The sequence below is a fragment of the Belnapia moabensis DSM 16746 genome (genome assembly GCF_000745835.1).
Classification (GTDB): domain Bacteria; phylum Pseudomonadota; class Alphaproteobacteria; order Acetobacterales; family Acetobacteraceae; genus Belnapia; species Belnapia moabensis.
The window spans coordinates 1-23273 of sequence record NZ_JQKB01000035.1; the positions used below are offsets into that span (position 1 = coordinate 1).

Consider the following 23273-nt stretch of genomic DNA (forward strand, 5'->3'; position numbering starts at 1 on the left):
CTCACACCTCGCCCAGCACCTCTGTGACGGCGCCATCCTGTGCGATGCGTCCGGCGTCGAGCCGGATGACGCGGGTGCACCACTCGCGGACGATGGCCATGTCGTGGGTGGCGAGCACCAGGATCTCCGCCTTGCTGACCAGCGCCTCGAGCTTGGCCCTTGCCCGCTGCATGAAGTCCGCGTCGCCCGCGAGGAACCACTCGTCCATCAGCAGCACCTCGGGGTCCATCACGGTGGCCATGGCGAAGGACAGCCGGACCGACATTCCCGCCGAGTAGGTCCTGACCGGCACGTCGAGGAACTCGGCGAGGCCCGAGAAGGCCCCCACCTCCTCGGCGAGGCTGGCGCTCTCCGCCTCGCCGAGGCCGCGGAACAGCCCGCGGAGGACGATGTTCTCCCGCCCCGTCGCATGCGGGTCCATCCCCGCCGCCGGGTCGATCAGCGCGCCCACCGAGCCCGCCACCTCCAGCCTGCCGCCGACCGGCTCATAGACCCCGGCCAGCGTCCTGAGCAGCGTCGTCTTCCCCGCCCCGTTGTGCCCGACGAGTGCCACCCGCTCGCCGGGGGCGATGCGGAAGCTCAGCTCGCGCAGCGCCGAGACCACGATGCGGCTGGCCTCGTCCTGGCGCAGCCGCAAGGGCGAGTTGGCGAGGATGCGCTTCTTCAGCGAGCGCGCGCCCAGATGGTAGAGCGGGAACTCGATGGTCACCGCCTCGGCATGAATGTGCGGCATGATCAAACCCAGAAGGCGATACGGCCGCGGAAGCGGATGAAGAAGCCGAGCGCGAGGCCGGCCGTGGCGGCGGTGAAGAGGCAGGCCGAGACCCAGACCGCCGCCGAGGCGCCGCCCTCGACCAGCGGCCCGCGCACCGTCTCCATCACCACGTAGAAGGGGTTGAGCACCAGCCACTCCGCCTTGCCCGGCCCCAGCAGCTCGGGCTTCCACAGCACCGGCGAGAGGAAGAAGGCAAGCTGCATGACGCTGCCGACGATGGGGGGGATGTCGCGGAAGCGGGCACAGAGCATGCCGAGGAACAGCGCCAGCGCGCAGGCATTGATGCCGATCAGCGCCAGCCCGGGCAGCGCCCAGAGCGCCTCCCAGCCCGGCCAGACGCCGGTGACGGCGAAGACGGCGAGGATGATGGGCAGGCTGTGGGCGGCGATGACGGCGTTGCGCCAGACGCAGCGCAGCACATGCACCGTGTAGGGCAGGGGGAGCTGGCGGATGATGCCCTCGGCGCTGGTCAGGCTGGTGCAGGCATCGCCGACGACGGCGTTGATGGTGTTCCAGGTGATCAGGCTGACGGCGATGAAGGGCAGGTAGTCGGCCAGGCTCATCTTGAACAGCGAGGAGTAGAGCAGCCCGAGCCCGACGATCATCACCGCGTTCGACAGCGTCAGCCAGAACGGCCCGAGCACCGAGCCGCGGTAGCGGTTGCGGATGTCGAGCGCCGCCAGCGCGAAGCTCAGCCGCCACCGCCGAACCCCCGTGGCAATGTCCCCCAGCGCCGCCGCACGGCGACGAGGGACGCGAGCGTCGAAGACGTAGAGCGCTTCGGGCCGCGCCCCGGGCATGGCAGTTCCATCCGGCATGACCGGGCCTATAGACCGGAAATCCGCCCCGCCGCCAGGGCGGTGCAACTTTCGGTAGCAATCCGAAACAGGCAAGCGTATGCATGCGCACAGTATTGCGATGCCAAAGCAGTCTTGCCGTCGGACCGGACGAACGTGTAGGGCTAGTGCTTCAGGACGTAGAACGTCCGCCAGGTCTTCGGGGCAAGCCTGGGATTCCGCGCCGTGGGGACGGCAGGGGTCCGTGGGGGGCAGGCTTCGGAACCCGGTGGTCCCAGACCCGGTGGAGCGAATGGGGATGCCCGAAGGGAACAGGACATCGCGTGACGGCATGGCCGGCGGGGCAGGGCGCGTTGCGCGCCTGGCACAACCGGCGATGGCGCTCTCGATGTTGGCCATGCTGGCGGCCTGTGGCCAGCAGCAGGCGAGTCGGCCAAGCACCGGCCATCATGTCGCCGTCACGCATGGCAGCTATAACCGCCCGGCGAGCTACAACCCGCCGGGCCCGCCCGGTGATCCATGGGGGCCCTATATCCGCGAGGCCGCCCGTCGGTTCGACGTGCCGGAGCGCTGGATCCGCGAGGTGATGCGCCAGGAGTCCGGCGGCCGCAGTTCCGCCACCAGCCCGGTCGGCGCCATGGGGCTGATGCAGGTCATGCCCGGCACCTACCGCGAACTCCAGGCACGCTACGGCCTCGGCGACGACCCCTACCACCCGTATGACAGCGTCATGGCGGGCGCGGCCTATATCCGCGAGATGTACGACCTCTACGGATCGCCGGCCTTCCTCGCCGCCTACAATGCGGGGCCGCGGCGACTCGAGGACTATCTCTGGAACAGCCGGGGCCTGCCGGCCGAGACGCGCAACTACGTTGCCCGCATCGGCCCCAACATCGTGGCCCATCACCCGAGCCGCCGCGCGGCGCCGGAGATCTACGCCGCGGCCGAGATTCCGCTGAGCATCCCGGCCGGCCCGCGCCGCATGGATCAGGCGACGATGATCGCGCTCCGCGAGCAGCGCCAAGCGGTCGATCCGGGCGTGCAGGTGGCCCGGCTCCCGGCTGGCCCGGTCGTCCGGATGGAGCCCATCCCCGATGGCAGCACCTATGCGGCCCAGGCCGCGCCGGTGCAGCTCGCCTCGCTCGACAACAGCTCGGTCGTGCGGATGGACCCGATCCCGGACGGCTCGACCGCCCAGGGCGCCCAGCGGCTGATGGAGTCGGAAGCCCGCGCCGCCGCCGAGCCGCCCGCCGCGCCGCGCGAGCCGGTGCTCGCCACCCCGGCCCCGCGCGCTCCGGCGGCTGTCGCCCCGCCGCAGCGCCCGACCCTTCTCGCCTCGGCCAATGCGGCGCCTGCGCCTCGGCCGGTGGCGATGACGAGTCGCGGTCTTGCGCCGCAGCTCCAGGGCTTCGGCGGCCTCGTGTCGAGCGCCCATGCCAGCAGCCTGCCCGTCTCGCTCCGCCCCGGCGCCGCCCGCCCGTCGGTGACGACCGGCGCCTGGGCCGTCCAGGTCGGCGCCTTCGCCAGCGAGAACCTGGCCCGCAGCGCCGCCAATGCCGCCCGCGAGGCCGGTGGCGGCCAGGCCCAGGTGCAGCCGGTCGCCGCCGGCCGCGGCAGGCTCTACCGCGCCCGCGTCATCGGCCTCTCGCAATCTTCCGCCCAGTCGGTCTGCGAGCGGATGCGGCGCAACGGTGCCTGCATGGTCCTCTCCCCCGACGCCCAAAGCTGACGACCCGGAGCTGAGCGGCGCGGGGGAACCCGCCCGCTTTCCGGTGGTTGTCCGCAACCACCGTTGTCGCAGGGAGCCATCATGCCCAGCCTCGACCCCGATCTCCTGCACCGCCTCGACGGCACCTTCGACATCCTCCTTGCCGCCCGCCCGGTCCTGGGCGGCGACCCGGACGAGGAGGACGAGGACGACTTCGACGAGGAGGATGAGGACGAGGAGGAAGACGACTACGACAAAGACGAAGACGAAGACGAAGACGACGAGGAGGATGACGACCTCGACGAGGAGGACGACGAGGAAGTCTGACCCCCTCTTGCCCTCGGCGCCCCGCTACCCCAGGCTGCGGCCAGCCAAGGGATAACAAAGGGGAAGGGTCGAGGATGTCTGCCGCTGCCGTGCCATCGGGGCTTTCGGGCTTCGCTTCCCTCGACCCCCTGGTGCGGCCCCGCTCCGTCGCGGTGATCGGTGCCTCCGACGAGCCGGCCCGCATCGGCGGCCGCCCCATCGCCTACATGAAGGAACGCGGCTTCGCCGGCCCGATCTGGCCGGTGAACCCGAAGCGCCCGACCGTCCAGGGCCTGCCCGCCTTCGCGTCCATCGCCGAGCTGCCTGCCGCACCCGACGTCGCCATCATCGCCGTGCCGTCAGCCCTGGCGATCCAGGTGCTCGATGAGCTTGGCACCAAGGGATGCCGCGCCGTCATCTGCTTCACCGCCGGCTTCGCCGAGATGGACGAGAAGGGCGCCGCCGCCCAGGTGCAGATGACCGAGGTCGCCCGCCGCCACGGCATCCGCCTGCTCGGTCCCAACTGCCTCGGCGTCTTCAACGACGCGATCCGCTTCTACGGCACCTTCACCGCGAGCTTCGAGAAGGGCTGGCCCATCCCCGGGCGCATCGGCATCGCCTCCCAATCCGGCGCCTACGGCACGCACATCTTCTCGGCGGCGCTCGACCGCGGCATCGGCACCCAGGTCTGCATCACCACGGGCAACGAGGCCGAGGTCGCGCTCGGCGACGTGCTCGGCTGGATGGCCCAGGCGCCCGAGGTGGACGTGATCTGCGCTTATGCCGAGGGCATCCGCGAGCGCGAAAGCTTCCTCGCCGCCCTCGACCTGGCGCGGCGCAACCGCAAGCCGATCGTGATGATGAAGGTCGGCCGCAGCCAGTTGGGCGGCGCCGCGGCCCAGTCCCACACCGCCTCCATCGCCGGCGACGACGCGGTGACGCAGGCGGTGCTCGACGAATTCGGCGTGGTGCGGGCGCGGACGACGGAGGAGATGCTCGACATCGCCTATGCCGCCACGCGCCGCATCTACCCCGCGCGGAACACACTCGGCGTGCTGACCGTCTCCGGCGGCGCCGGCGTCCTCATCTCCGACGCTGCCGAGGCCGCCGGCCTGCCCATGCCGCCGATGCCGGAGGAGGCGCAGGCCAAGCTTCGGGCGCTGATCCCCTTCTGCGCCCCACGCAACCCGGTTGACTGCACCGCCCAGGTGACCAACGACCTGAAGCTCATCTCCACCTTCGTCGAGAGCGTCGCGGTGGATGGCGGCTACAGCTCCATCCTCTCCTTCTGGTCGCAGACCGCGGCCGGCCGCAGCCTCGGGCCCAAGCTGCACCAGGAGATGCGCGCCGTCCGCGAGGCGCATCCCGACCGGCTCTGGGTGATGTCCATGCTCGCACCCAACAAGGTGCGCGACTACGAGGCCGATGGCTGGCTCTGCTTCGAGGACCCGTCCCGCGCCGTCGTCGCCATCGAGGCGATGGGCCGCTTCGGCGCCGCCTTCGCCCGTGCCGAGGCGCCGCAGGCCGACATCCCGCTGCCAAGCGTCGAGCTGCCCACGACGACCCCGAGCGAGGCGGTGGCGAAGTCGCTGCTCGCCGGCGCCGGCATTCCAGCCGTCCCCGAGCATGCCGCCCCCGACAGCGAGGCCGCCGTCGCCGCGGCCGAGTCCATCGGCTACCCGGTGGTGCTGAAGATCCTGAGCCCCGACATCTTCCACAAGAGCGAGATGGGCGGCGTCCTGCTCGACATCGCCGATGCGTCCCAGGTGCGCCATGGCTTCGCCACCCTGCTCGACCGCGCCCGCCACCACGCCCCCGCCGCGCGCATCGAGGGCGTGCTGGTGGCAAAGCAAATCAAGGGCGCCGTCGAGATGGCGCTCGGCGTCTTCCGCGACCCGGTCTTCGGCCCGGTGGCGATGGTGGGCCTCGGTGGCATCTTCATCGAGGTGCTGAAGGACGTCGCCTTCCGCCGCTGCCCCTTCGACACCGCGGAGGCGGAGCGGCTGATCCGCTCGCTGCGCGGCTTCCCCCTGCTCGACGGCGCCCGCGGCCGCCCGAAGGCCGATGTGGCCGCGTTGGCGAAGGCCCTCTCCGCCCTCTCCGCCTTCGCCGTGGCCGCCGGCCCGCGCCTCGCCGGCGTCGATGTGAACCCGATGCTGGTCCTGCCGGCGGGCCAGGGTTGCTTCGCGGCCGACGCGGTCATCGAACTCGAGGGAGGGAAGCACTGACATGCCCATCAACCACGACCAGCTGATGAACTACCCCATCCCGGAGGTCCGCCAGACCCTCCGCTGGCAGGATGTGGCGCTCTACAATTTCTCCGTCGGCCTCGGGCAGGACCCGATGGACGAGCAGCAGCTCGACTTCCTCTACGAGCCGCGGCTGAAGGTGATGCCCTCGATGCCCGTGGTGCTCGCCTCGCCCGGCTTCTGGTCGCGCAACCCGGATACCGGCATTGTCTGGCAGCAGATCCTGCACGGCGAGCAGGGGCTCGTCCTGCACAAGCCGCTGCCGACCGAAGGCGAGCTGATCGGCCGCTCGCGCATCACCGGCCTCGTCGATCGCGGCGAGGGCAAGGGCGCGCTGATGTATTCCGAGCGCGAGATCCTCGACGCCAGGACCGGCGAGCTGCTCGCCACCTCCACCTCCACCAGCTTCATGCGCGGCAATGGCGGCTTCGGCGGCCCCACCGGCCCGGTGAAGCAGCCGCACCCGGAGCCCGAGCGCGCCCCCGACATCACCCTCGACCTGGCGACGCGGCCGGAGCAGGCCCTGGTCTACCGCCTCAACAGCGACCTCAACCCGCTGCACATCGACCCGGAGGTGGCGAAGCAGGCCGGCTTCCCCCGCCCGATCCTGCACGGGCTCTGCACCTTCGGCACCGTCTGCCATGCTTTGCTGAAGTCGCTCTGCGACTACGACACAACCCGCTTCGGCTCGATGGACCTGCGCTTCTCCTCCCCCGTCTTTCCCGGCGAGACCATCCGCACGGAGATCTGGAAGGAGGAGGGCGGCGCCGCCTTCCGCGCCCGCGTCGTCGAGCGCGACAAGCAGGTCATCAGCAACGGGCGCTTCCGCTTCGCCGGCTGACATGGCTTGGTCACCCGGGGCCTGGACGCTCGGCCCCATCACCGTCTTCGACACCGAGACCACCGGGGCCGGCGCGGGCGACCGCGTCGTCTCCCTCGGCGCCGTGCGGCTCAACGCGACGCTGGAGCCGGAGGCGACGCTGCATCTGGCCTTCTCCCCCGGCATCCCCTGCCATTGGGGCGCCATCCGGGTGCATGGCATGTCGGATGCCTTCCTTGCCTGCCATCCGCCTTTCGAAGCGCATGCCGACGAGGTCGCCGCCTTCTTCGGCGGCCATGCCGCGGCGGCGCACAACTTCGCCTTCGACCGGCGGATGCTCGGCGGCGAGTTCGAGCGGCTTGGCCTCGAGGCACCCTGGGGTACCGGGCTCTGTACCATGCAGGCCTGGCGCCGCGCCTATCCCGGCGAGCGGGTGGGCCTCGCCCGCGCCGCCGCCGCCTGCGGCTTCGAGCGGGAGACGTCGCTGCACGGCGCGCTGGAGGATGCCTGGCTCGCCGTCCAGCTGCTCCGCCACCTGCACGGCCTGCCGCCGGTGCCGATGCGCCTCCACGGCATCACCAACGGCCCGGCGCACTCCCTGGCCGAGGCCTGAGGCCGGTGTCCTTCCGCGGCTTCGCCGCGGAAGGCGGGACGATGCCTCGGTAAGGAGGCCGACCTTCCGGGGCCCCCGCGGCCCGCGCAGCGGTGTCGTGGGGAGAGAATCGGTAGCACGCTAAGGGGCTGGACCGGCGGCCCTGGTGGCAGTACTGCAATGCACCCCCGGGAGGGACAAGGATGATCAACAAGATCGTGCAGTCGGTGGCCGATGCTCTGGCCGGCGTGAAGGATGGCTCCACCGTGCTGATCGGTGGCTTCGGCAGCGTCGGCCAGCCCGACGTGCTGATCGAGGGCCTGATCGAGCAGGGCGCCAAGGACCTCACCATCGTGCTGAACAATGCCGGCTCCGGCCGCATCGGCGTCGCCAAGCTGATGGACCAGGGTCAGGTCCGGAAGATCGTCTGCTCCTTCCCCCGCAGCAAGGACCCGGTCGTCTTCGAGACCCTCTACCGCGAGGGCAAGATCGAGCTGGAACTCGTCCCCCAGGGGACCCTTGCCGAGCGCATCCGCGCCGCCGGCGCCGGCATCCCCGCCTTCTACACCGCGACCGCGGCCGGCACGCTGCTCGCCCGCGGCAAGGAGAGCCGGGAGTTCGATGGCAAGACCTATGTGATGGAGCGCGCCCTCAAGGCCGACGTGGCGCTGGTCGAGGCCTGGGAGGCGGACCGCTGGGGCAACCTCGTCTACCGCGGCTCCGGCGGCAACTTCAACCCGATCATGGCGATGGCCGCCGAGCTGACCATCGCCCAGGCGCAGCACATCCGCGAACTCGGCGAGCTGCACCCGCATATGATCGGCACGCCCGGCGTCTATGTGAACCGCGTGGTCCAGGTGGACCGCGGCGGCGACTGGCTGAAGCCTGAGCAGAACTGAGGAGGAGCCGTCATGCCCTTCAACCGCGACCAGATGGCCGCCCGCCTCGCCGATGACGTGCCGGAAGGCTGGTGCGTCAACCTCGGCATCGGCATGCCGACCATGGTGGCCAACCATGTCCCACCGACGCGGGAGGTGATCTTCCAGTCCGAGAACGGCGTCATCGGCATGGGCCCGGCGCCAAAGGAGGGCCAGGAAGATCCCTGGCTCATCAACGCCGGCAAGCAGCTCATCACCCTGGCGAAGGGCGCCAGCTTCGTCGGCCATGCCGACAGCTTCGCCATGATCCGCGGCGGCCATATCGACCTCTGCGTCCTCGGCGGCTTCGAGGTGGCGGAGAATGGCGACCTCGCCAACTGGGCAACCAGCGAGAACGACACCGCGCCCGCCGTTGGCGGCGCCATGGACCTCGCCGCCGGGGCCAAGCGCCTCTGGGTCATCATGGAGCACACGACTAAGGACGGCCGCCCGAAGATCGTCGAGCGCTGCGGCTACCCCCTGACCGGCCTCGCCTGCGTCAACCGCGTCTACACCAACCTTGCCGTGCTCGACGTGGTGGAAGGCAAGGGCTTCGTCGTCCGCGACCTGGCACCCGGTGTGACGCTGGAGGAGGTGCAGGCCAAGACCGGCGCCACGCTGCACACCCAATGAGCGCCGCGCTCAGCGGGGAGGACCGCGCCGAATCCATCCGCATGATCCGGGACAGCGCCGCCGCGGTGGCGCCCCCGGGCGGCGACATGAAGCGGGTGCGCGACCTCCGCTTCCAGACCCCCGGCTTCGACCCGGCCATCCTCCGCCAAATGGGCGAGATGGGCTGGATCGGCCTCCGCCTGCCGGAAGAGGCCGGCGGGGCCGGCCTCGGCCTTGGCGAGGCCTGCGCCCTGGCCGAGGAGTTGGGCGGCGCCCTGGTGCCGGAGCCGCTGATCCCCGCGATGCTCTCCGCCTCCCTGCTCGCCGCCGTCGGCGCCGGCCCGCTGGAGCGCTTGGTCTCCGGCGAGGCCCTGGTGCTGACCGCCTGGCAGGAGCGTCCCGATACGCTGGAGGTGCCCGGCAGCCCCGACGCCCCCCGACGCTTCCTGCCCATGGCCGCCGGCGCCGCCTCCTTCCTACTCCCGGTCCGCGAGGGCGGCCGCATCGCCCTCTACGAGCAGCAGGCCGGCGCCGGCCTCACCACCGAGCAGACCCAGGATGGCGGCCATCTCGGCACGCTGGAGCCGAATCTCGGCATGGCCACGCGCATTGCCGACGACATCGGCGAGGCGCTCACGCTCGCCCTCGACGAGGCCGCGCTGCTGACCAGCGCCTACCTCCTCGGCGGCATGGACCGCGCCTTCGCCATGACGCTCGACTACCTGAAGACGCGGCAGCAATTCGGCCGCATCATTGGCACCTTCCAGGCCTTGCAGCACAAGGCCGCCGATGTGCGGATGCAGATCGCCCTGACCCGCGCCAGCATCGAAGCCGCGGCCGCGACGCTCGATGCCGGCGCCACCGGCGATGCCCGCCGCGCCGCCGTCTCCCGCGCCAAGGCCCGCGGCGCCGCCTCCTCCATGCTGGTGACGCGCGAATGCATCCAGCTGCATGGCGGCATCGGCTACACCGACCAGTATGATGTCGGCCTCTACCTGCGGAAGGCCATGGTGATGGCCAGCCAGTATGGCAGCGCCGCGCTGCACCGCCGCCGCTTCATGGCCGTGAGCCCGGAGGTCGAGGAATGAGCGAAGCGATCGCCCGCATCGTCTCGGAGCGTGAGGGCGGCGTCCTCGTCCTCACCCTCGACCAGCCGGCGCGGCGCAACGCGCTGGCCATGCCGCTCCGCGTGCAGATGATCGAGGCGCTGCACGCCGCGCAGGGCGACAAGGCGACGCGCGCCATCGTCGTCACCGGCGCCGGCGGGCATTTCTGCTCCGGCGGCGACATCTCGGGAATGGACGTGAACTCCGCCATGGAAGGCCGCGAGCGCATGCGCCTCTCGCATGAGCTGATCCGGCTGATGGTTCTCGGCAGCGTCCCCGTCGTCGCCGCCATCGAGGGCTATTGCGTCGGCGCCGGCCTCTCCATCGCCTGCGCCTCCGACACCGTTATCGCCGCCGAGGATGCCCGCCTCGGCGCCGGCTTCGGCAAGATCGGGCTGATGGCCGATCTCGGCCTACCCCACACCCTGCCGCTGCGAGTCGGCCAGGGGAAGGCGCGGCAGATCCTGCTCTACCACAACCAGATGACGGCGACGGAGGCGGAGCGTATCGGCCTCGTCGACCATGTCGTGCCCAAGGGCCATGCCCTGGCGACGGCCATGGAGAAAGCCCGCTTCCTCGCCGAGCAGGCCCCCGCGCCGATGGCATTGACCAAGCAGATGCTCGGCGAAGGCCTCGACCGCGCGCTGGAACAGGAGCGCCACTTCCAATCGACGCTCTTCCTCACCAAGGATTTCGCCGAAGGCCGCGCTGCCTTCCTCGGCAAGCGCACGCCCGCCTTCAAGGGAGACTGAGCCGATGGACGCCATCCGCATCCCCGCCCCGGCAGAGCTCGACGCGCTCGACGACGAGCATTTCCGCCAGGTGGTCCGCAGCTTCCTGCATGAGAACTACCCGGAGGAGCTGCGCAACCCTCCGAAGCGCCTCCATTGGGACGAGAACCGCCCCTGGTACATGAAACTGGCGGAGAAGGGGTGGCTCTGCCCCGGCTGGCCGAAGGAGCATGGCGGCCTCGGCCTATCGCCCGCCAAGCAGATCATCCTCACCGAAGAATACGAGCGCTACGGCGTGGCGCGGACCAACGACCACGGCATCGTCATGCTCGGCCCGCTCGTCATCAAATACGGGACGGAGGAGCAGAAGCAGCGCTTCCTGCCGAAGATCCTGACCGGCGAGCATATCTGGTGCCAGGGCTATTCCGAGCCCAATGCCGGCTCCGACCTCGCCGCTCTGCGCACGGAGGCGGTGCTCGATGGCGACGAGTATGTCGTCAACGGCCAGAAGATCTGGACCACGCTGGCGACCGATGCCAACTGGATCTTCCTCCTCGTCCGCACCGACAAGCAGGCGAAGAAGCAGGAGGGCATCTCCTTCCTCCTCGTCGACATGAAGACGCCCGGCATCACCGTGCGGCCGATCATCAACCTCGAGATGCATGACGAGTTCTGCGAGGTCTTCTTCGACAATGTCCGCGTGCCGAAGGAGAACCTGGTCGGCCAGCTCAACAAGGGCTGGGACATGGCCAAGGCGCTGCTCGGCTTCGAGCGCATCTTCCTCGGCTCGCCGCGCCAGTCCGGCTACGCCCTCTCGCGCCTCAAGATCCTCGCCGAGCGCATGGGCGTCTGGGAAGATGCCGAGTTCCAGGACCGCTACGCCCGCCTCCGCCTGGAGTTCGAGGACCTGAAGGCGCTCTACGGCACCTTCGTCGAGAAGCTGAAGCGCGGCGAGAGCCTCGGCCCCGACGTCTCCATGCTGAAGATCCTGCAGACCGAGCTGTTCCAGGCCATCACCGACACCATGCTCGAGATCGCCGGCGAGAATGCCGGGCTGCTGGAGCCGATGGAGGGCAACCGCGACCTCAATATCGGCGGCCTCTTCATCCAGGCCCGGCCGGCCACGATCTATGGCGGCTCGAACGAGATCCAGCGCAACATCCTGGCGAAAAACGTGCTCGGCCTGCCCGGCTAGAGCAAACTCTGATCAGGCGGAATCACCTGATCGGAGGTATTTGCTCGACCGAACAATGAGTTGGAGCATGATCCACGATCATGCTCCAGGCTTGGAAATCCAGGGCGTTTCAATTAGAGAGCGGGCGGTCCAAATGACAGGATCGTCATGTCCACACCCATCGAACGCCGTCCGCTCCCTTTTCTGCCGGCCCTCGTCTTCGGCTCGCGCTGGCTGCAACTCCCGCTCTATCTCGGGCTGATCGTCGCCCAGGTCGTCTACGTGTTGCTCTTCATGAAGGAGCTGTGGCACCTCGTCAGCCACGCCCACGACTTCGGTGAGCAGGACATCATGCTGATCGTCCTCGGCCTCATCGACGTGGTGATGATCTCCAACCTGCTCATCATGGTGATCGTCGGCGGCTACGAGACCTTCGTCTCCCGCCTCAACCTCGAGGGCCATCCGGACGAGCCGGAATGGCTCAGCCACGTCAATGCCGGGGTGCTGAAGATCAAGCTGGCGATGGCGATCATCGGCATCTCATCGATCCACCTGCTGCGCACCTTCATCGCCGCCAGCAACCTCGGCACGGAGCGCAGCACGACGACGGAGGCCGGCATCATGTGGCAGGCCATCATCCACGCGCTCTTCATCCTCTCGGCGATCGGCATCGCCGCAGTGGAGCGGCTGTCCCACACGGTGCCCGCGCGCGAGCATCACTGAGCGGTCAGGGCTCCTGGTTGCTCCGGCCGCTGGCGCCGCCGGTCACGCCGCCCGCACCACCGGCCCCGCCGCCGCCCATGGCGCCGTCATTGGTGGTGTTGGGGTCGTAATCGGTCGGCCCGCCTTCGGCGAAGCTCGGCACCCGGGCCTTCACCTTCTCGTCCGCCGGCTTCACCGGCTCGTCCGGCATCAGCCTGTCCTGGTCCTGCGCCATGCTCTCTCTCCGATCCTTGTCGAGCGAATGGAACAGGCGAGGGCCCCAAGCGGTTCAGGGCGAGGGGCGCAACGTGCCGCCGATTACTGCACCTCGCGCCAGGCGCCCTTCAGGTCGCCGAGGAAGCGGGCGTACTCGCGCTCCTTGCTCTCCGGGTCCGGCAGCCGCAACAGGTAGGAGGGGTGGACGGTCGGGAAGACCGGCACCCCGTCCTCGCTCTTCACCACCTCGCCGCGCACCTTGGTGATGGCGAGCGGCTTGCCGGTCAGCGCGCGCAGCGCCGTGGCGCCGAGCGAGACCACCAGCCGCGGCCCGACGATCTCGATCTCCCGCCGCAGGAAGGGCCGATAATGCGCGATGTCGCCCGCATCCGGCGACTGGTGCAACCGCCGCCGCCCCGTCGGCTTGAATTTGAAATGCTTCACCGCGTTGGTGACATAGGCCTCGGCGCGGGGGATGCCCGCCTCCTCCAGCGCCCGGTTGAACATCCGCCCGGCCGGCCCGACGAAGGGGCGGCCCGCGATATCCTCCTCGTCGCCCGGCTGCTCGCCGACGAAGAGCAGCGCCGCCCCGATCGGCCCCTCGCCGAAGACGGCCTGGGTGGCGTGCTCGGCGAGCGGGCCGCGATCGGCGAGCACCTCGGCGCGGAGGGCGGCGAGGGCGGTGGCGGGATCCTGGGTGAAGAGATCGGCTGACATGGGCGCCTCAACGTCCGCCGCCAGCACCCGTTGCCGCCGCGGCGCGGCCGGGGTCGCCCCGCGCGCCACCATCTCCGCCACGCGCCGCGGCGCCTCCGCCATCAGCCGGGGAATGTCCTGTGCCTCGGGCAGGTTGCGCCAGTACTTCACCGGCATCTCGGCCCGCATGGCGGCGGGCTTGAGCCGGGCGGGATTGAAGATGCTGGCGAAATAGGCCCGCCACAGATCCTCCTTGGCATCCTCCGCCGGCGCGTCGGCCCGCCTGCCGCCGGGCCCCATCTGTACTTCCTCCCCATCCCAATGCGCGCTCGCCTCCGGCGTCAGGATGGACCAGCGCATGCCCGCGAAGCGGCGGATGAAGAAGCCCGTTTCTGCCTCCAGGATATGGTGGTCCGGCTCGAACCAGGCGACATAACGCCCCTCCGGCGCCTCACGAAAGCGGACGAAGGCGTGCATCTTGTGGGCATCCCGCCGCACCGCCTTTGCCATCGCTTGGGCGCGGATCACCTCCGGGTCGGTCGCCATCTCCAGCAGCCCGTGCTCGCCATGGGCGATGCGCCAAAGCAGCCGATAGAGTAGGGCGAAGCGCTCCCCGTCGCGGTGGCGGATGACTACCTCCGCCAGCTCCGGGAAGGCGCGCGGCACGGTGATCCCGGCCCTTCGCGGCTCCGGCACCGGCTCATGCGCGAACAGCCCCGCCGCCTCGCCGACCAGGTGCCATGCCACACGCTCCGGTGCGACCTCGGCCGCCAGCAGTCGCCGCGCCGCCTCCCGCCAGGCCGGGAAGTCGGCGGGGCCGGGGAGGGCGATGCCGATCACAGCAGCGCCATCTGCACCGGCTTGGCGAAGCCGGTGCGCGGCGCCACCAGCGCCCGCAGGTCGAGCCGATCCGTCACCCTCGGCCGATGATCCTCGGTCACGAGGAAGGGCAGCAGCTTCCCCAGCGGCAACCGCAGCCGCGCCAGGTCCTCGCTGCGGATGCTGCGATGCCGCCGCGCCGCCAGCAGCCGGTCCACCGTTTTCGCCCCGAGCCCCGGCACGCGCAGCAGCCGCTCCCGCGGCGCCCGGTTCACATCGACGGGGAAGTCGCCACGGTGGCGCAGCGCCCAGGCCAGCTTCGGGTCGATGCCGAGGTCGAGCATCCCGCCCTCGCCCCCGGCCATGATCTCGTCCAGCGAGAAGCCGTAGAAGCGCAGCAGCCAGTCCGCCTGGTACAGCCGGTGCTCGCGCACCAGCGGCGGCGCCGCCGGCGGCAGCAGGCGCGAGGCATCGGGGATCGGCGAATAGGCGGAGAAGTAGACCCGCTTCAGCCCGTAGCTGCCATAGAGATTGGCCGTCGTCCCGAGCACCGCCCGGTCGTCCGAGGCGTCGGCGCCGATGATCATCTGCGTGCTCTGCCCGGCCGGGGCGAAGCGCGGGGCCGGCGCGCGCCGCTCCGTCTTCCGTGCTTCCTTCGCCTCCTCGATGCGCAGCCGCATCTGCCCCATCGCGCGGCGAATTTCGGACAAATCCTTCTCCGGGGCGAGCGCCTTCAGCGCCCCCTCCTGCGGCAGCTCGATATTGATGGAGAGCCGGTCGGCATGCCGTCCCGCCTCGGCCAGCAATTCGGGAGAGGCGTCGGGGATGGTCTTCAGGTGGATATAGCCGCGGAAGCCATGCTCCTCGCGCAGGATGCGCGCGACATCGACCAGCCGCTCCATCGTGTAGTCGGGCGAGCGGATGATGCCGGAGGAGAGGAACAGCCCCTCGATGTAGTTGCGCCGGTAGAAGTCGAGCGTCAGCTCCACCAGCTCCCGCACCGTGAACCGCGCGCGCGGCACATTGCTGGTCGCCCGGTTGATGCAATAGGCGCAGTCATAGATGCAGGCATTGGTCAGCAGCACCTTCAGCAGCGAGATGCAGCGCCCGTCCGGCGCATAGGCATGGCAGATGCCCATGCCCTCCGTGCTGCCAAGGCCGCCCTCGCGGCTGTCCCGCTTCTCGGTTCCCGAGGAGGCGCAGGAGGCATCGTACTTCGCCGCATCCGCCAGGATCTCGAGCTTCTGCCGCAACTCCATGCACGATCCTCCAGTTCCTTATATGTTCTGGTACCGGCGGATTCAAGGCCTGAGTGAACCTTTCCGGTCGCGGGTAGTTATGGCGGCCGATGATGCAGTTCCTCCGCCCCGCCCTGCTCCTCCTCCTGCTCGCCGGCCCAGCCCTGGCGCAGGAGGCCGCCTTCCTCACCCAGGACCAGCTGGCGACCGTGCTGCGCGCCCGCGGCTTCACCGACCTCGAAGGGGTGGAGCGCGAGGGCGACAGCTTCCGCATCGCCCGCGCCACGCGCTACGGCGAGCGGGTCGAGAATTTCCGCATCGACGCCGCCACCGGCCTGCCGCGCGAGCAGCCCCCGCTGACCGAGGCCCAGGCCCGCGAGTTGCTGCGCACCCGCGGATATACCCAGGTGACGGAGCTCGGCCGCGACGGCGATGCCATCCGCCTGCGCGGCCTGCGCGAGGGCACCCCCATCGAAGTGACCGTCGATGCCCGCACGGGGGCGGTGCGGCAATAGCCTTCAACCCCATCTCAAGCCTGTGACCCAGGCCTATATCAACCGCATCGGCACCGCCGTCCCCCGGCATGAGGTGCATGACGCCTTCCGCCGCTTCGCCGACCGGCAGATCACCGAGCCGCGCATCCGCACCGCCTTCGCCCGGCTGGCAGAGCGCTCGCAGATCGACACCCGCCATTCCGTGCTGGAGGCCGAGCCGGATGCCAGTGGCACGGTGGACGGCTTCTACCGCACCGACGCCTTCCCCGGCACCGGCGCCCGCATGGCCCGCTACGAGCGCGAGGCCCCGGCCCTGGCCGAAGCCGCCTGCCTGGCGATGGGGCTGGAAGGGGAGGGGCCGCGCGTCACCCATCTCGTCTTCGCCACCTGCACCGGCTTCGCCGCTCCCGGCCTCGACCACTGGCTGATCCGCCGCTTCGGCCTGCCGGGGAATGTGGAGCGCAGCATCGTCGGCTTCATGGGCTGCCAGGCGGCGATCAATGCGCTGAAGCTCGCCCACCACATCGTCCGCAGCGACGCGCGCGCACGGGTTCTGGTGGTGAATCTCGAGCTCTGCACCCTCCACCTCCAGCCGAGCAGCGAGATCGAGCAGCTGCTCTGCTTTCTCCTTTTCGCCGACGGCGCCAGCGCCGCACTGGTGACGGCAGAGCCGCGGGGCATCGGGATCGAGGGCTTCCACGCCGCGCTGATCCCCGAAGCCGCCGACCAGATCACCTGGCGCATCGGCGATGGCGGCTTCGACATGACGCTCTCGGGCTTCGTGCCGCTCACCCTCGCCCGCGCCCTGCCCGACGAGGCGGCGGCCATCCTCGACGGCGAGGCGGCGGACGCCTTCGACCTCTGGGCGGTGCATCCCGGCGGCCGCAGCGTGCTGGATGCGGTGACGCACGGCCTCAACCTGCCGGCACACGCGCTGGATGTAAGCCGGGCGGTGCTGCGCGAGCACGGCAACATGTCCTCCGCCACCGTCATGTTCGTCCTGCAACGGATGATGGCGGCGGGGCGCGGGCAACGCGGCTGCGCGCTGGCCTTCGGCCCCGGCCTCTCGGCCGAGACCATGCGCTTCCGCCTCGCCTGATGCGCCAGCGCAGCGCCGCCGAGGAGTGGATGGACGACGCGGCCGCGACCGAGGCCGAATTCGCCTCCGCTCTGCGCGACCTCGCCCGCATCAACCGGATGAGCCTCGCCTACCGCCCGACTCTCCGCTGGCTCGACGCGCTGGTGGCCGAAACGGGCGCCCGCCACCTCTCCGTGCTCGATATCGGCTTCGGCGGCGGCGACATGCTGGCCGCCATCGCCCGCTGGGCCGCCCGCCGCGGCGTCACCGTGGACCTCGTGGGGCTCGACCGCAGCCCCTGGGCCGCCCGCTACTCGGCCGCCGCCGGGGTCAAGGCCCGCTTCATCACCGCCGACCTCTTCGACCTGCCGGCGGAGGAGCGCTTCGATGTCGTGCTGTGCAGCCTCTTCACCCATCACCTGCGCGATCCGGAGCTGGTGCGCTTCCTCCGCTGGCTGCCGGGGCGCGCGCGAAGGGGCTGGCTGATCTCCGACCTGCACCGCCACTGGCTACCCTGGAGCTTCGTCTGGGGCGCGGTGCGGCTGCTGCGGATGGACCCGATGGTGGTGCATGACAGCACCGTCTCCATCGCCCGCGGATTCACCCGCGCCGATTGGCAGCGGCTGGTGGCCGAAGCCGGCGTCGCGGCGCGGATCGAGTGGGCCTTCCCGTTCAAATGGATCGTCTCCGCCCGTGCCTGATGTCGTGGTGATCGGCGCCGGCCCGGCCGGCTGCGCGGCGGCGATCACCCTTGCCCGCGCCGGCCGGGAGGTGCTGCTGCTGGAGCGCAGTCCCGAGCCCCGCGAGAGCGTCTGCGGCGAATTCCTCGGCCCCGACGCGGCGGCAGCGCTGGCCCGCCTCGGCCTCGATCCGGCGGCGCTCGGCGGCGCCCCGCTGCGGCGGATGCGGATCGGCCATGGCAGGCGCGAGGCCGATTTGGCGCTGCCCTTCCCCGCCTGGGCCCTGCCGCGCCGCCTGCTTGACGGCGCCCTCCAGGGGGCCGCCGGCCCGACCCTGCGCCGCGGCACCGCCGTGCTCGGCGCCGTGCCGATGGGGGAGGGGTGGCGCCTCCGCACCCCTTCAGGCGAGATTGAGGCGCGGCGCATCATCCTCGCCACCGGCAAGCACGCGCTGCGCGGCCATCCGCGCGAGGGCGCCCCGCCGCCCGCCCTCGGCCTCAAGCTGCACCTCGCCGGGGTGGCGATGGCGGATGCCGTCGCCCTGCTGCCCTTCGACGGCGGCTATGCCGGCCTGCAACCCCTGCCCGGCGGCGGGGCCAATCTCTGCGCCGCCCTGCACGGCCCGCCCGGCGACCTGCTCGCCCGCGTCCGCGCAGGCTCCGCCCTTGCCGGGCGCCTGCTCCGCGATGCGCGCCCGCTCTGGGACCGGCCGCTCGCCATCGCCGGCGTGCCCTACGGCTTCCACCAGCCCGCCGCCGGGCCGCCCGGCCTCTACCGCGTCGGCGACCAGGCGGCGGTGATCCCGAGCTTCACCGGCGAGGGCGTGGCGCTTGCCCTGCATTCCGGCCTGGCGGCGGCCGAGGCAATCCTCGCCGGCCAGGAGGCCGCCGCCTTCCACGCCGCATGGCGCCGCCGCAGCGCCGGGCCGATGCGCTGGGCCGGCCTTGCCGCGCATGTGCTGCGAGCCTCGCCCCCCGCCTTCGCCGCCCTCGGCGCGGTCGGCCCGCTGGCGCGCTTCGTTGCTACACGGACCCGGGTAGCCGCCTGACCCGCCGCCCGGCTCAGTCGATGCTGATGCCGAGCCGCGCCACCGTCTCCCGCTCATAGACCACCCGCTCGCGGGCAAAGGCGAGGTATTCGCGCGGGCCGAGATACTCGTTCGGCAGTTCCCAGCGCTTCATGATCGCCTGGCTGGCCTCGTCCTCGAAGGCCTTCTTCAGCGTGCGGTGGAGGATGTCCACCACCTCCGGCTCCATCCCCTTCGGCCCGGCGAGGCCATAGGGTGAGGTCACGCTCATCCCGTAGCCGAGATCCTTCAGCGTCGGCACATCGGGGAAGCTCGGCAGCCGCGTCGGCGTCCAGGCGGCGAGCAGGCGGAGCTCGCCGGTCTCCACCTGCGGCCGCCAGGACTGGCTGTCGGCGACGATGTCGATCTGCCGCCCCAGCAGGGCGGTCACGCCCTCCTGGCTGCCGCGCATTGGCACATGCGTCATCTCGGCTCGCTCACGGGTGAGGATGTCCTCCATGGCCAGGTGGTTGGTGGTGGCGATGCCGCTGGTCGAATAGGTCATCCGGCCGGGGGCGCGACGGGCGGCCTCCATCAGCTCGGCATGCGTCTTCCACGGGCTGTCGCCGCGCACCGCGGTGCCGAAGACGAAGCCGGTGAGCTGCATGATATAGGTGAAGTCGCCGACCGGGTCCCAGCTCGGCTGCCGCGTCAAGAAGGGGTGGCGGAGGATCGAGAGGTGGTGGTGCGCGATGGTGTAGCCATCCGGCCGTGCCTGCTGGATGAGGAAGGTCGCGGCGCGGGTGCCGCGGGCGCCGGCCATGTTCTCGATGATGATGGGCTGGCCAAGGTCCTTGGCGGCGATCTCGAACATCTGCCGGTGCAGCGCGTCGAGCGAGCCGCCCGGCGGCCAGGGGATGAGGCAGCGGATCTGCCGGTTGGGGAAGCGCCCCTGGCCAAGCGCCGGGGCCGCGAGCAGGCCGGCCGCCGCGCCGAGGGCGGCGCGGCGGGTGAATGTCGTCTTCATTGTGTCCTCCCTGTGTCCCTTGGCCCGGTCAGCCGTCGAGGGTGAGGTTCAGCCGCTTCACCATCATCTTTTCATAGTCGACGCGCCTGGCGACGAAGTCGCGGTAGTCCTCCGTGTTGCGGTAGACCAGCGGCATGTCGAACTGGCCGCGGATGCGCTCGTTCTCCGGGTCGAAGAGCGCGGCCTTGAAGGCATCGTGCAGCACCCGCACCACGCCCTCGTCCATGCCCTTCGGACCGCTGACGCCATAGGGCGAGGTGACCTCCATGTCGTAGCCCAGCTCCTTCAGCGTCGGCACGGTCGGGAAGCGCGCCGCGCGCTCGGCGGTCCAGACCGAGAGCGCCCGCATCGACCCCGCCTCGACGAAGGGCGCCCAGGCGCTGCTGTCGGAGACCATGTCCACCTGCCCGGCCAGCGCCGCCGTCACCCCCTCGTTCGAGCCGCGGAAGGGCACATGGGTGATCTCCACCTTCTCCAGCTCCAGCAGGGTCTCCATCGCCAGGTGGTTGCTGGTGCCGATGCCGCTGGTCGAATAGGTCAGCTTGCCGGGATTGGCCCGGGCATAGGCGATCATTTCCTGCCAGGTAGCGAAGCGGCTGTCGGCCTTGACGGCAGTGCCGAAGAGCCAGCCGGTGAGGCCGATGATGTGGGTGAAGTCCCGCACCGGGTCCCAGAGCGGGGTCTTCATCATCCAGGGCCGGCGCAGCACGGAGAGGTGCATCTGCGTCAGCGTGTAGCCATCCGGCCGCGACTGCTGGGCGACGGTCATCGGCCCGAGCGTGCCGCCCGCCCCCGGCTTGTTCTCGAGCACCACCGGCTGGCCGAGCGCCCTGCTGGCGATCTCGCCCATGGAGCGGAGCTGCGCGTCGGCCGAGCCGCCCGCCGGCCAGGGGATGACGAGGCGGATCGGCCGGTCCGGGAAGCGCCCCTGGGCGAGGGCAGGGGAGGCGAGCGCAGGGGCGAGGCTGGCCGCGGCGAGCGCGAGCGTCCGGCGGCGGGTGATCGATGGCATTCTTCAGGCGTCTCCCGGGTACTGTCTTGCTTCAGTCAATCCGCAGCTTCAGCCGTTCCGCCATCGCCTTCTCGTACTGCGCCCGGCGGGCGATGAAGCTGCGGTAGTCCTCAGTATCGTAGTACTCGAGCGGCATGTCGAACTGCGCCCGCACCGTGGCATTGGCCGGGTCGAACAGCGCCGCCTTGCAGGCATCGTGCAGCACGCGGACTACGCCCGGGTCCATCCCCTTCGGCCCGGCGAGGCCGTAGGGGGATGTCACGACCATGTCGTAGCCCAGCTCCTTCAGCGTCGGCGCGTCGGGGAAGCGGGGCGAGCGCTCGGCAGTCCAGACGCAGATCAGCCGGAGCTGCCCGCCATCTACCAGCGGCGCCCAGGCGGAGCTGTCGGCGACGCTCATCACCTCGCCCGCCGCGACGGCCACTGCCGCCTCGTTCGAGGCGCGGTAGGGCACATGGACCAGCTCCAGCTTCTCGCGCGCCGCCAGCTCCTCCATCGTCAGGTGGTTGGTCGTGGCGATGCCGGAGGTGGTGTAGGTCAGCCGCCCCGGATTGGCGCGGGCATAGGCGAGGTAGTCCGCCCAGCTCTTGATCGGCCCGTCCGCCTTCACCGCGATGCCGAACATCCAGCCGCAGAGCCCGATGATATGGGTGAAGTCGTTCACCGGGTCCCAGGGCGGCGTGCGGGTGATGAAGGGCCGCCGCACGATCGAGAGGTGCATCTGGCTGATCGTGTAGCCGTCCGGCCGCGCCTGGGTCGTCAGGTGCAGCGCACCCATGGTGCCCGAGGCGCCGGGCCGGTTCTCCACCACCACGCTCTGGCCCAGCGCCCGACCGGCGATCTCCGCCAGCGAGCGGAGCTGCGCATCCGCCGAGCCGCCCGGCGGCCAGGGGATGATGAGGCGGATGGGGCGGTCCGGGAACCGCCCCTGGGCCAGGGCAGGCGTCACCAGAGCCGCCCCGCCGAGGGCCAGCGCGCCGCGCCGGCCGAGCCGTGTGCCTTCGAAATCCATGGCCGTGACCTCCCGTAGGCGGGGGCCGGTTCCAAGTCCGGCCCCTCATCGTTGCCAGGCCAGTCTGGCGGGACGGCGGGAGAAGGGGAAGCGCCTTGCCACCGCCGGAGCGTCGCTGCGTTGCAGCGGCGAAGGAGCTCCCCATGCCCAGCGCAACCACCACCATCCCCCTGGATGCGGCCGCAGACCGCCGCCGCCGGATCCTCGCCATCATCGGCGGCTCCTCCGGCAACCTGGTCGAGTGGTATGATTTCTACGTCTATTCCTTCTGCTCGCTCTACTTCGCCGCCTCCTTCTTCCCCTCCGGCGACCGCACCTCGCAGCTGCTCGCCGCCGCCGGGGTCTTCGCAGCCGGCTTCCTGGTGCGGCCCATCGGCGGCTGGATCTTCGGCCGGCTGGCGGACCGGCGCGGCCGCCGCTTCTCGATGATGGCCTCCGTCCTGCTGATGTGCGGCGGTTCGCTGATGATCGCCGTCCTGCCCACCCATGCGAGCGTCGGCCTGCTCGCCCCCGTGCTGCTGACGGTCGCGCGCCTCGCCCAGGGCCTCTCGGTCGGCGGCGAGTACGGGACGAGCGCCACCTATATGAGCGAGGTGGCGGAGCCCGGCCATCGCGGCTTCTACGCCAGCTTCCAGTACGTCACGCTGATCGGCGGCCAGCTGCTGGCCGTGCTCGTCATTGTTATCCTCGAAGCCCTGCTCACCAACGAGCAGATGCGCGCCTTCGGCTGGCGCATCCCCTTCCTGATCGGCGCGGCGGCGGCCGTGGTCGCCCTCTTCCTTCGCCGCGCCCTGCACGAGACGCAGAGCGCCGACGCCGCGAAGCGCCCGGAGGCTGGCTCGATCCGCGCCCTGCTGCGGCACCCGAAGCCGCTGCTGCTGGTGCTCGGCCTGACCGCGGGGGGCAGCCTCAGCTTCTACGTCTTCACCACCTTCATGCAGAAATACCTGGTGAACACCGTCCATTTCGAGGCCCGCACGGTGAGTGCCACCATGGCCTGGGTGCTGCTGGCCTTCATGGTCGCCCAGCCCGCCTTCGGCGCCCTCTCCGACCGGGTCGGGCGGCGGGCGATGCTGCTCGCCTTCGGCGGCCTCGGCGCGCTGATGACGGTGCCGCTGCTGACGGCCATCGGCCACGCCGGCTCGCCCCTATCGGCTGGGCTGCTGGTGCTGGCGGGACTCGCGGTCGTCTCCTGCTACACCTCGATCAGCGGGCTGGTGAAGGCGGAGCTCTTCCCCGCCGAGGTCCGCGCGCTCGGCGTCGGCCTGCCCTATGCGGTGGCTAACGCGCTGTTCGGCGGCACGGCGGAGTATGTCGGCCTCTGGTTCAAGTCGGTTGGGGCCGAGAGCGGCTTCTTCTGGTACGTCACCAGCTTCTTCGCCCTCGCCTTCGTTACCGCCTGGCTGATGCCCGAGACCCGGGTCGAGAGCCACCTGACCCGGGAAGAGCGGGCGCTGGCCGGCTAGCCCAAGCGGGCGGCTTGCCTTGAACCCCGCCTCGGGCCAG

The 23273-nt window shown here is 70.7% G+C and carries 24 protein-coding genes; 16 read left to right on the plus strand and 8 right to left on the minus strand.

Translation table 11 applies throughout. The annotated features are described in order from the left end of the window. Position 1: 1 nt before the first annotated feature. Entirely contained in the window at positions 2–733 is a 732-nt protein-coding gene (locus EP26_RS18940) for an ABC transporter ATP-binding protein (protein WP_043340067.1), read from the minus strand. A gap of 2 nt (positions 734–735) precedes the next feature. After that, positions 736–1575, minus strand: a complete 840-nt coding sequence (locus tag EP26_RS18945; RefSeq protein ID WP_043340913.1) for an ABC transporter permease — start codon at positions 1573–1575, stop codon at positions 736–738. A gap of 295 nt (positions 1576–1870) precedes the next feature. On the opposite strand from EP26_RS18945, the gene EP26_RS18950 reads away from it, so the two are divergent. From EP26_RS18950 to EP26_RS19005, 11 genes are all read left to right on the plus strand, one after another. Beyond that, positions 1871–3301 (plus strand): lytic transglycosylase domain-containing protein, encoded by a 1431-nt coding sequence (locus EP26_RS18950; protein WP_157033621.1) that lies wholly within the window; start codon positions 1871–1873, stop codon positions 3299–3301. 81 nt (positions 3302–3382) lie between these two features. Then, the gene (locus EP26_RS36305) at positions 3383–3607 is read left to right on the plus strand and encodes a hypothetical protein (protein ID WP_043340914.1); all 225 of its coding nucleotides are present in this window, start codon (positions 3383–3385) and stop codon (positions 3605–3607) included. A gap of 74 nt (positions 3608–3681) precedes the next feature. Continuing rightward, positions 3682–5814 (plus strand): acetate--CoA ligase family protein, encoded by a 2133-nt coding sequence (locus EP26_RS18960; RefSeq protein WP_043340915.1) that lies wholly within the window; start codon positions 3682–3684, stop codon positions 5812–5814. Between the two features lies 1 nt (position 5815). Further along, a complete protein-coding gene (locus tag EP26_RS18965) occupies positions 5816–6676 on the plus strand; it encodes a MaoC family dehydratase (protein WP_043340917.1) in 861 nt (286 codons plus the stop codon). 1 nt (position 6677) lies between these two features. Next, positions 6678–7268: a 3'-5' exonuclease gene (locus EP26_RS18970; protein ID WP_052389376.1), complete on the plus strand. Its 591-nt coding sequence runs from the start codon at positions 6678–6680 to the stop codon at positions 7266–7268. Positions 7269–7450: 182 nt separating this feature from the next. Further along, positions 7451–8146 carry a 3-oxoacid CoA-transferase subunit A gene (locus tag EP26_RS18980; protein WP_043340920.1) on the plus strand — a complete coding sequence of 232 codons (696 nt, stop codon included), beginning with the start codon at positions 7451–7453 and terminating at the stop codon, positions 8144–8146. Positions 8147–8158: 12 nt separating this feature from the next. Further along, entirely contained in the window at positions 8159–8797 is a 639-nt protein-coding gene (locus EP26_RS18985) for a 3-oxoacid CoA-transferase subunit B (protein ID WP_043340922.1), read from the plus strand. Next, positions 8794–9864, plus strand: a complete 1071-nt coding sequence (locus EP26_RS18990) for an acyl-CoA dehydrogenase family protein (protein WP_043340923.1) — start codon at positions 8794–8796, stop codon at positions 9862–9864. The genes EP26_RS18985 and EP26_RS18990 overlap by 4 nt, the downstream gene beginning before the upstream one ends. Further along, positions 9861–10634: an enoyl-CoA hydratase/isomerase family protein gene (locus tag EP26_RS18995; protein ID WP_052389377.1), complete on the plus strand. Its 774-nt coding sequence runs from the start codon at positions 9861–9863 to the stop codon at positions 10632–10634. Before EP26_RS18990 ends, EP26_RS18995 begins: the two co-directional genes overlap by 4 nt. Before the next feature lie 4 nt (positions 10635–10638). Further along, positions 10639–11808 (plus strand): acyl-CoA dehydrogenase family protein, encoded by a 1170-nt coding sequence (locus EP26_RS19000; RefSeq protein ID WP_043340925.1) that lies wholly within the window; start codon positions 10639–10641, stop codon positions 11806–11808. A gap of 147 nt (positions 11809–11955) precedes the next feature. Further along, positions 11956–12510, plus strand: coding sequence for a TIGR00645 family protein (locus tag EP26_RS19005; protein ID WP_043340926.1), 555 nt, complete (start codon positions 11956–11958; stop codon positions 12508–12510). 4 nt (positions 12511–12514) lie between these two features. Here EP26_RS19005 and EP26_RS19010 read toward each other — a convergent pair whose 3' ends face one another. The 3 genes from EP26_RS19010 to EP26_RS19020 form a co-directional block, all read right to left on the minus strand. Next, positions 12515–12724 carry a hypothetical protein gene (locus tag EP26_RS19010; RefSeq protein WP_043340928.1) on the minus strand — a complete coding sequence of 70 codons (210 nt, stop codon included), beginning with the start codon at positions 12722–12724 and terminating at the stop codon, positions 12515–12517. A gap of 83 nt (positions 12725–12807) precedes the next feature. Further along, complete coding sequence (locus EP26_RS19015) at positions 12808–14241, minus strand: UdgX family uracil-DNA binding protein (RefSeq protein WP_043340929.1); 1434 nt, start codon at positions 14239–14241, stop codon at positions 12808–12810. Next, entirely contained in the window at positions 14238–15479 is a 1242-nt protein-coding gene (locus EP26_RS19020; protein WP_043340931.1) for a putative DNA modification/repair radical SAM protein, read from the minus strand. Before EP26_RS19020 ends, EP26_RS19015 begins: the two co-directional genes overlap by 4 nt. An 89-nt stretch (positions 15480–15568) precedes the next feature. Between EP26_RS19020 and EP26_RS19025 the strand changes: the two genes are divergently transcribed. Genes EP26_RS19025 through EP26_RS19040 form a run of 4 tightly spaced genes read left to right on the plus strand, consistent with a single transcriptional unit; the run spans position 15569 to position 18758 of the window. After that, entirely contained in the window at positions 15569–15973 is a 405-nt protein-coding gene (locus EP26_RS19025; protein ID WP_043340933.1) for a hypothetical protein, read from the plus strand. A gap of 22 nt (positions 15974–15995) precedes the next feature. Beyond that, complete coding sequence (locus tag EP26_RS19030) at positions 15996–17051, plus strand: type III polyketide synthase (protein WP_043340934.1); 1056 nt, start codon at positions 15996–15998, stop codon at positions 17049–17051. Beyond that, on the plus strand, positions 17051–17731 hold the full coding sequence (locus EP26_RS19035) for a methyltransferase domain-containing protein (protein WP_043340936.1): 681 nt from the start codon (positions 17051–17053) through the stop codon (positions 17729–17731). The genes EP26_RS19030 and EP26_RS19035 overlap by 1 nt, the downstream gene beginning before the upstream one ends. After that, positions 17724–18758: an NAD(P)/FAD-dependent oxidoreductase gene (locus EP26_RS19040; protein WP_043340937.1), complete on the plus strand. Its 1035-nt coding sequence runs from the start codon at positions 17724–17726 to the stop codon at positions 18756–18758. Before EP26_RS19035 ends, EP26_RS19040 begins: the two co-directional genes overlap by 8 nt. Before the next feature lie 13 nt (positions 18759–18771). Here EP26_RS19040 and EP26_RS19045 read toward each other — a convergent pair whose 3' ends face one another. Genes EP26_RS19045 through EP26_RS19055 form a run of 3 tightly spaced genes read right to left on the minus strand, consistent with a single transcriptional unit; the run spans position 18772 to position 21767 of the window. Further along, complete coding sequence (locus EP26_RS19045) at positions 18772–19743, minus strand: tripartite tricarboxylate transporter substrate binding protein (protein ID WP_043340938.1); 972 nt, start codon at positions 19741–19743, stop codon at positions 18772–18774. A gap of 28 nt (positions 19744–19771) precedes the next feature. Beyond that, positions 19772–20755 (minus strand): tripartite tricarboxylate transporter substrate binding protein, encoded by a 984-nt coding sequence (locus EP26_RS19050; RefSeq protein WP_052389379.1) that lies wholly within the window; start codon positions 20753–20755, stop codon positions 19772–19774. A gap of 31 nt (positions 20756–20786) precedes the next feature. Beyond that, a complete protein-coding gene (locus EP26_RS19055; RefSeq protein WP_043340940.1) occupies positions 20787–21767 on the minus strand; it encodes a tripartite tricarboxylate transporter substrate binding protein in 981 nt (326 codons plus the stop codon). A 143-nt stretch (positions 21768–21910) separates the two neighbouring features. Between EP26_RS19055 and EP26_RS19060 the strand changes: the two genes are divergently transcribed. After that, on the plus strand, positions 21911–23233 hold the full coding sequence (locus EP26_RS19060) for an MFS family transporter (protein WP_043340941.1): 1323 nt from the start codon (positions 21911–21913) through the stop codon (positions 23231–23233). The last annotated feature ends 40 nt before the right edge of the window (positions 23234–23273 follow it).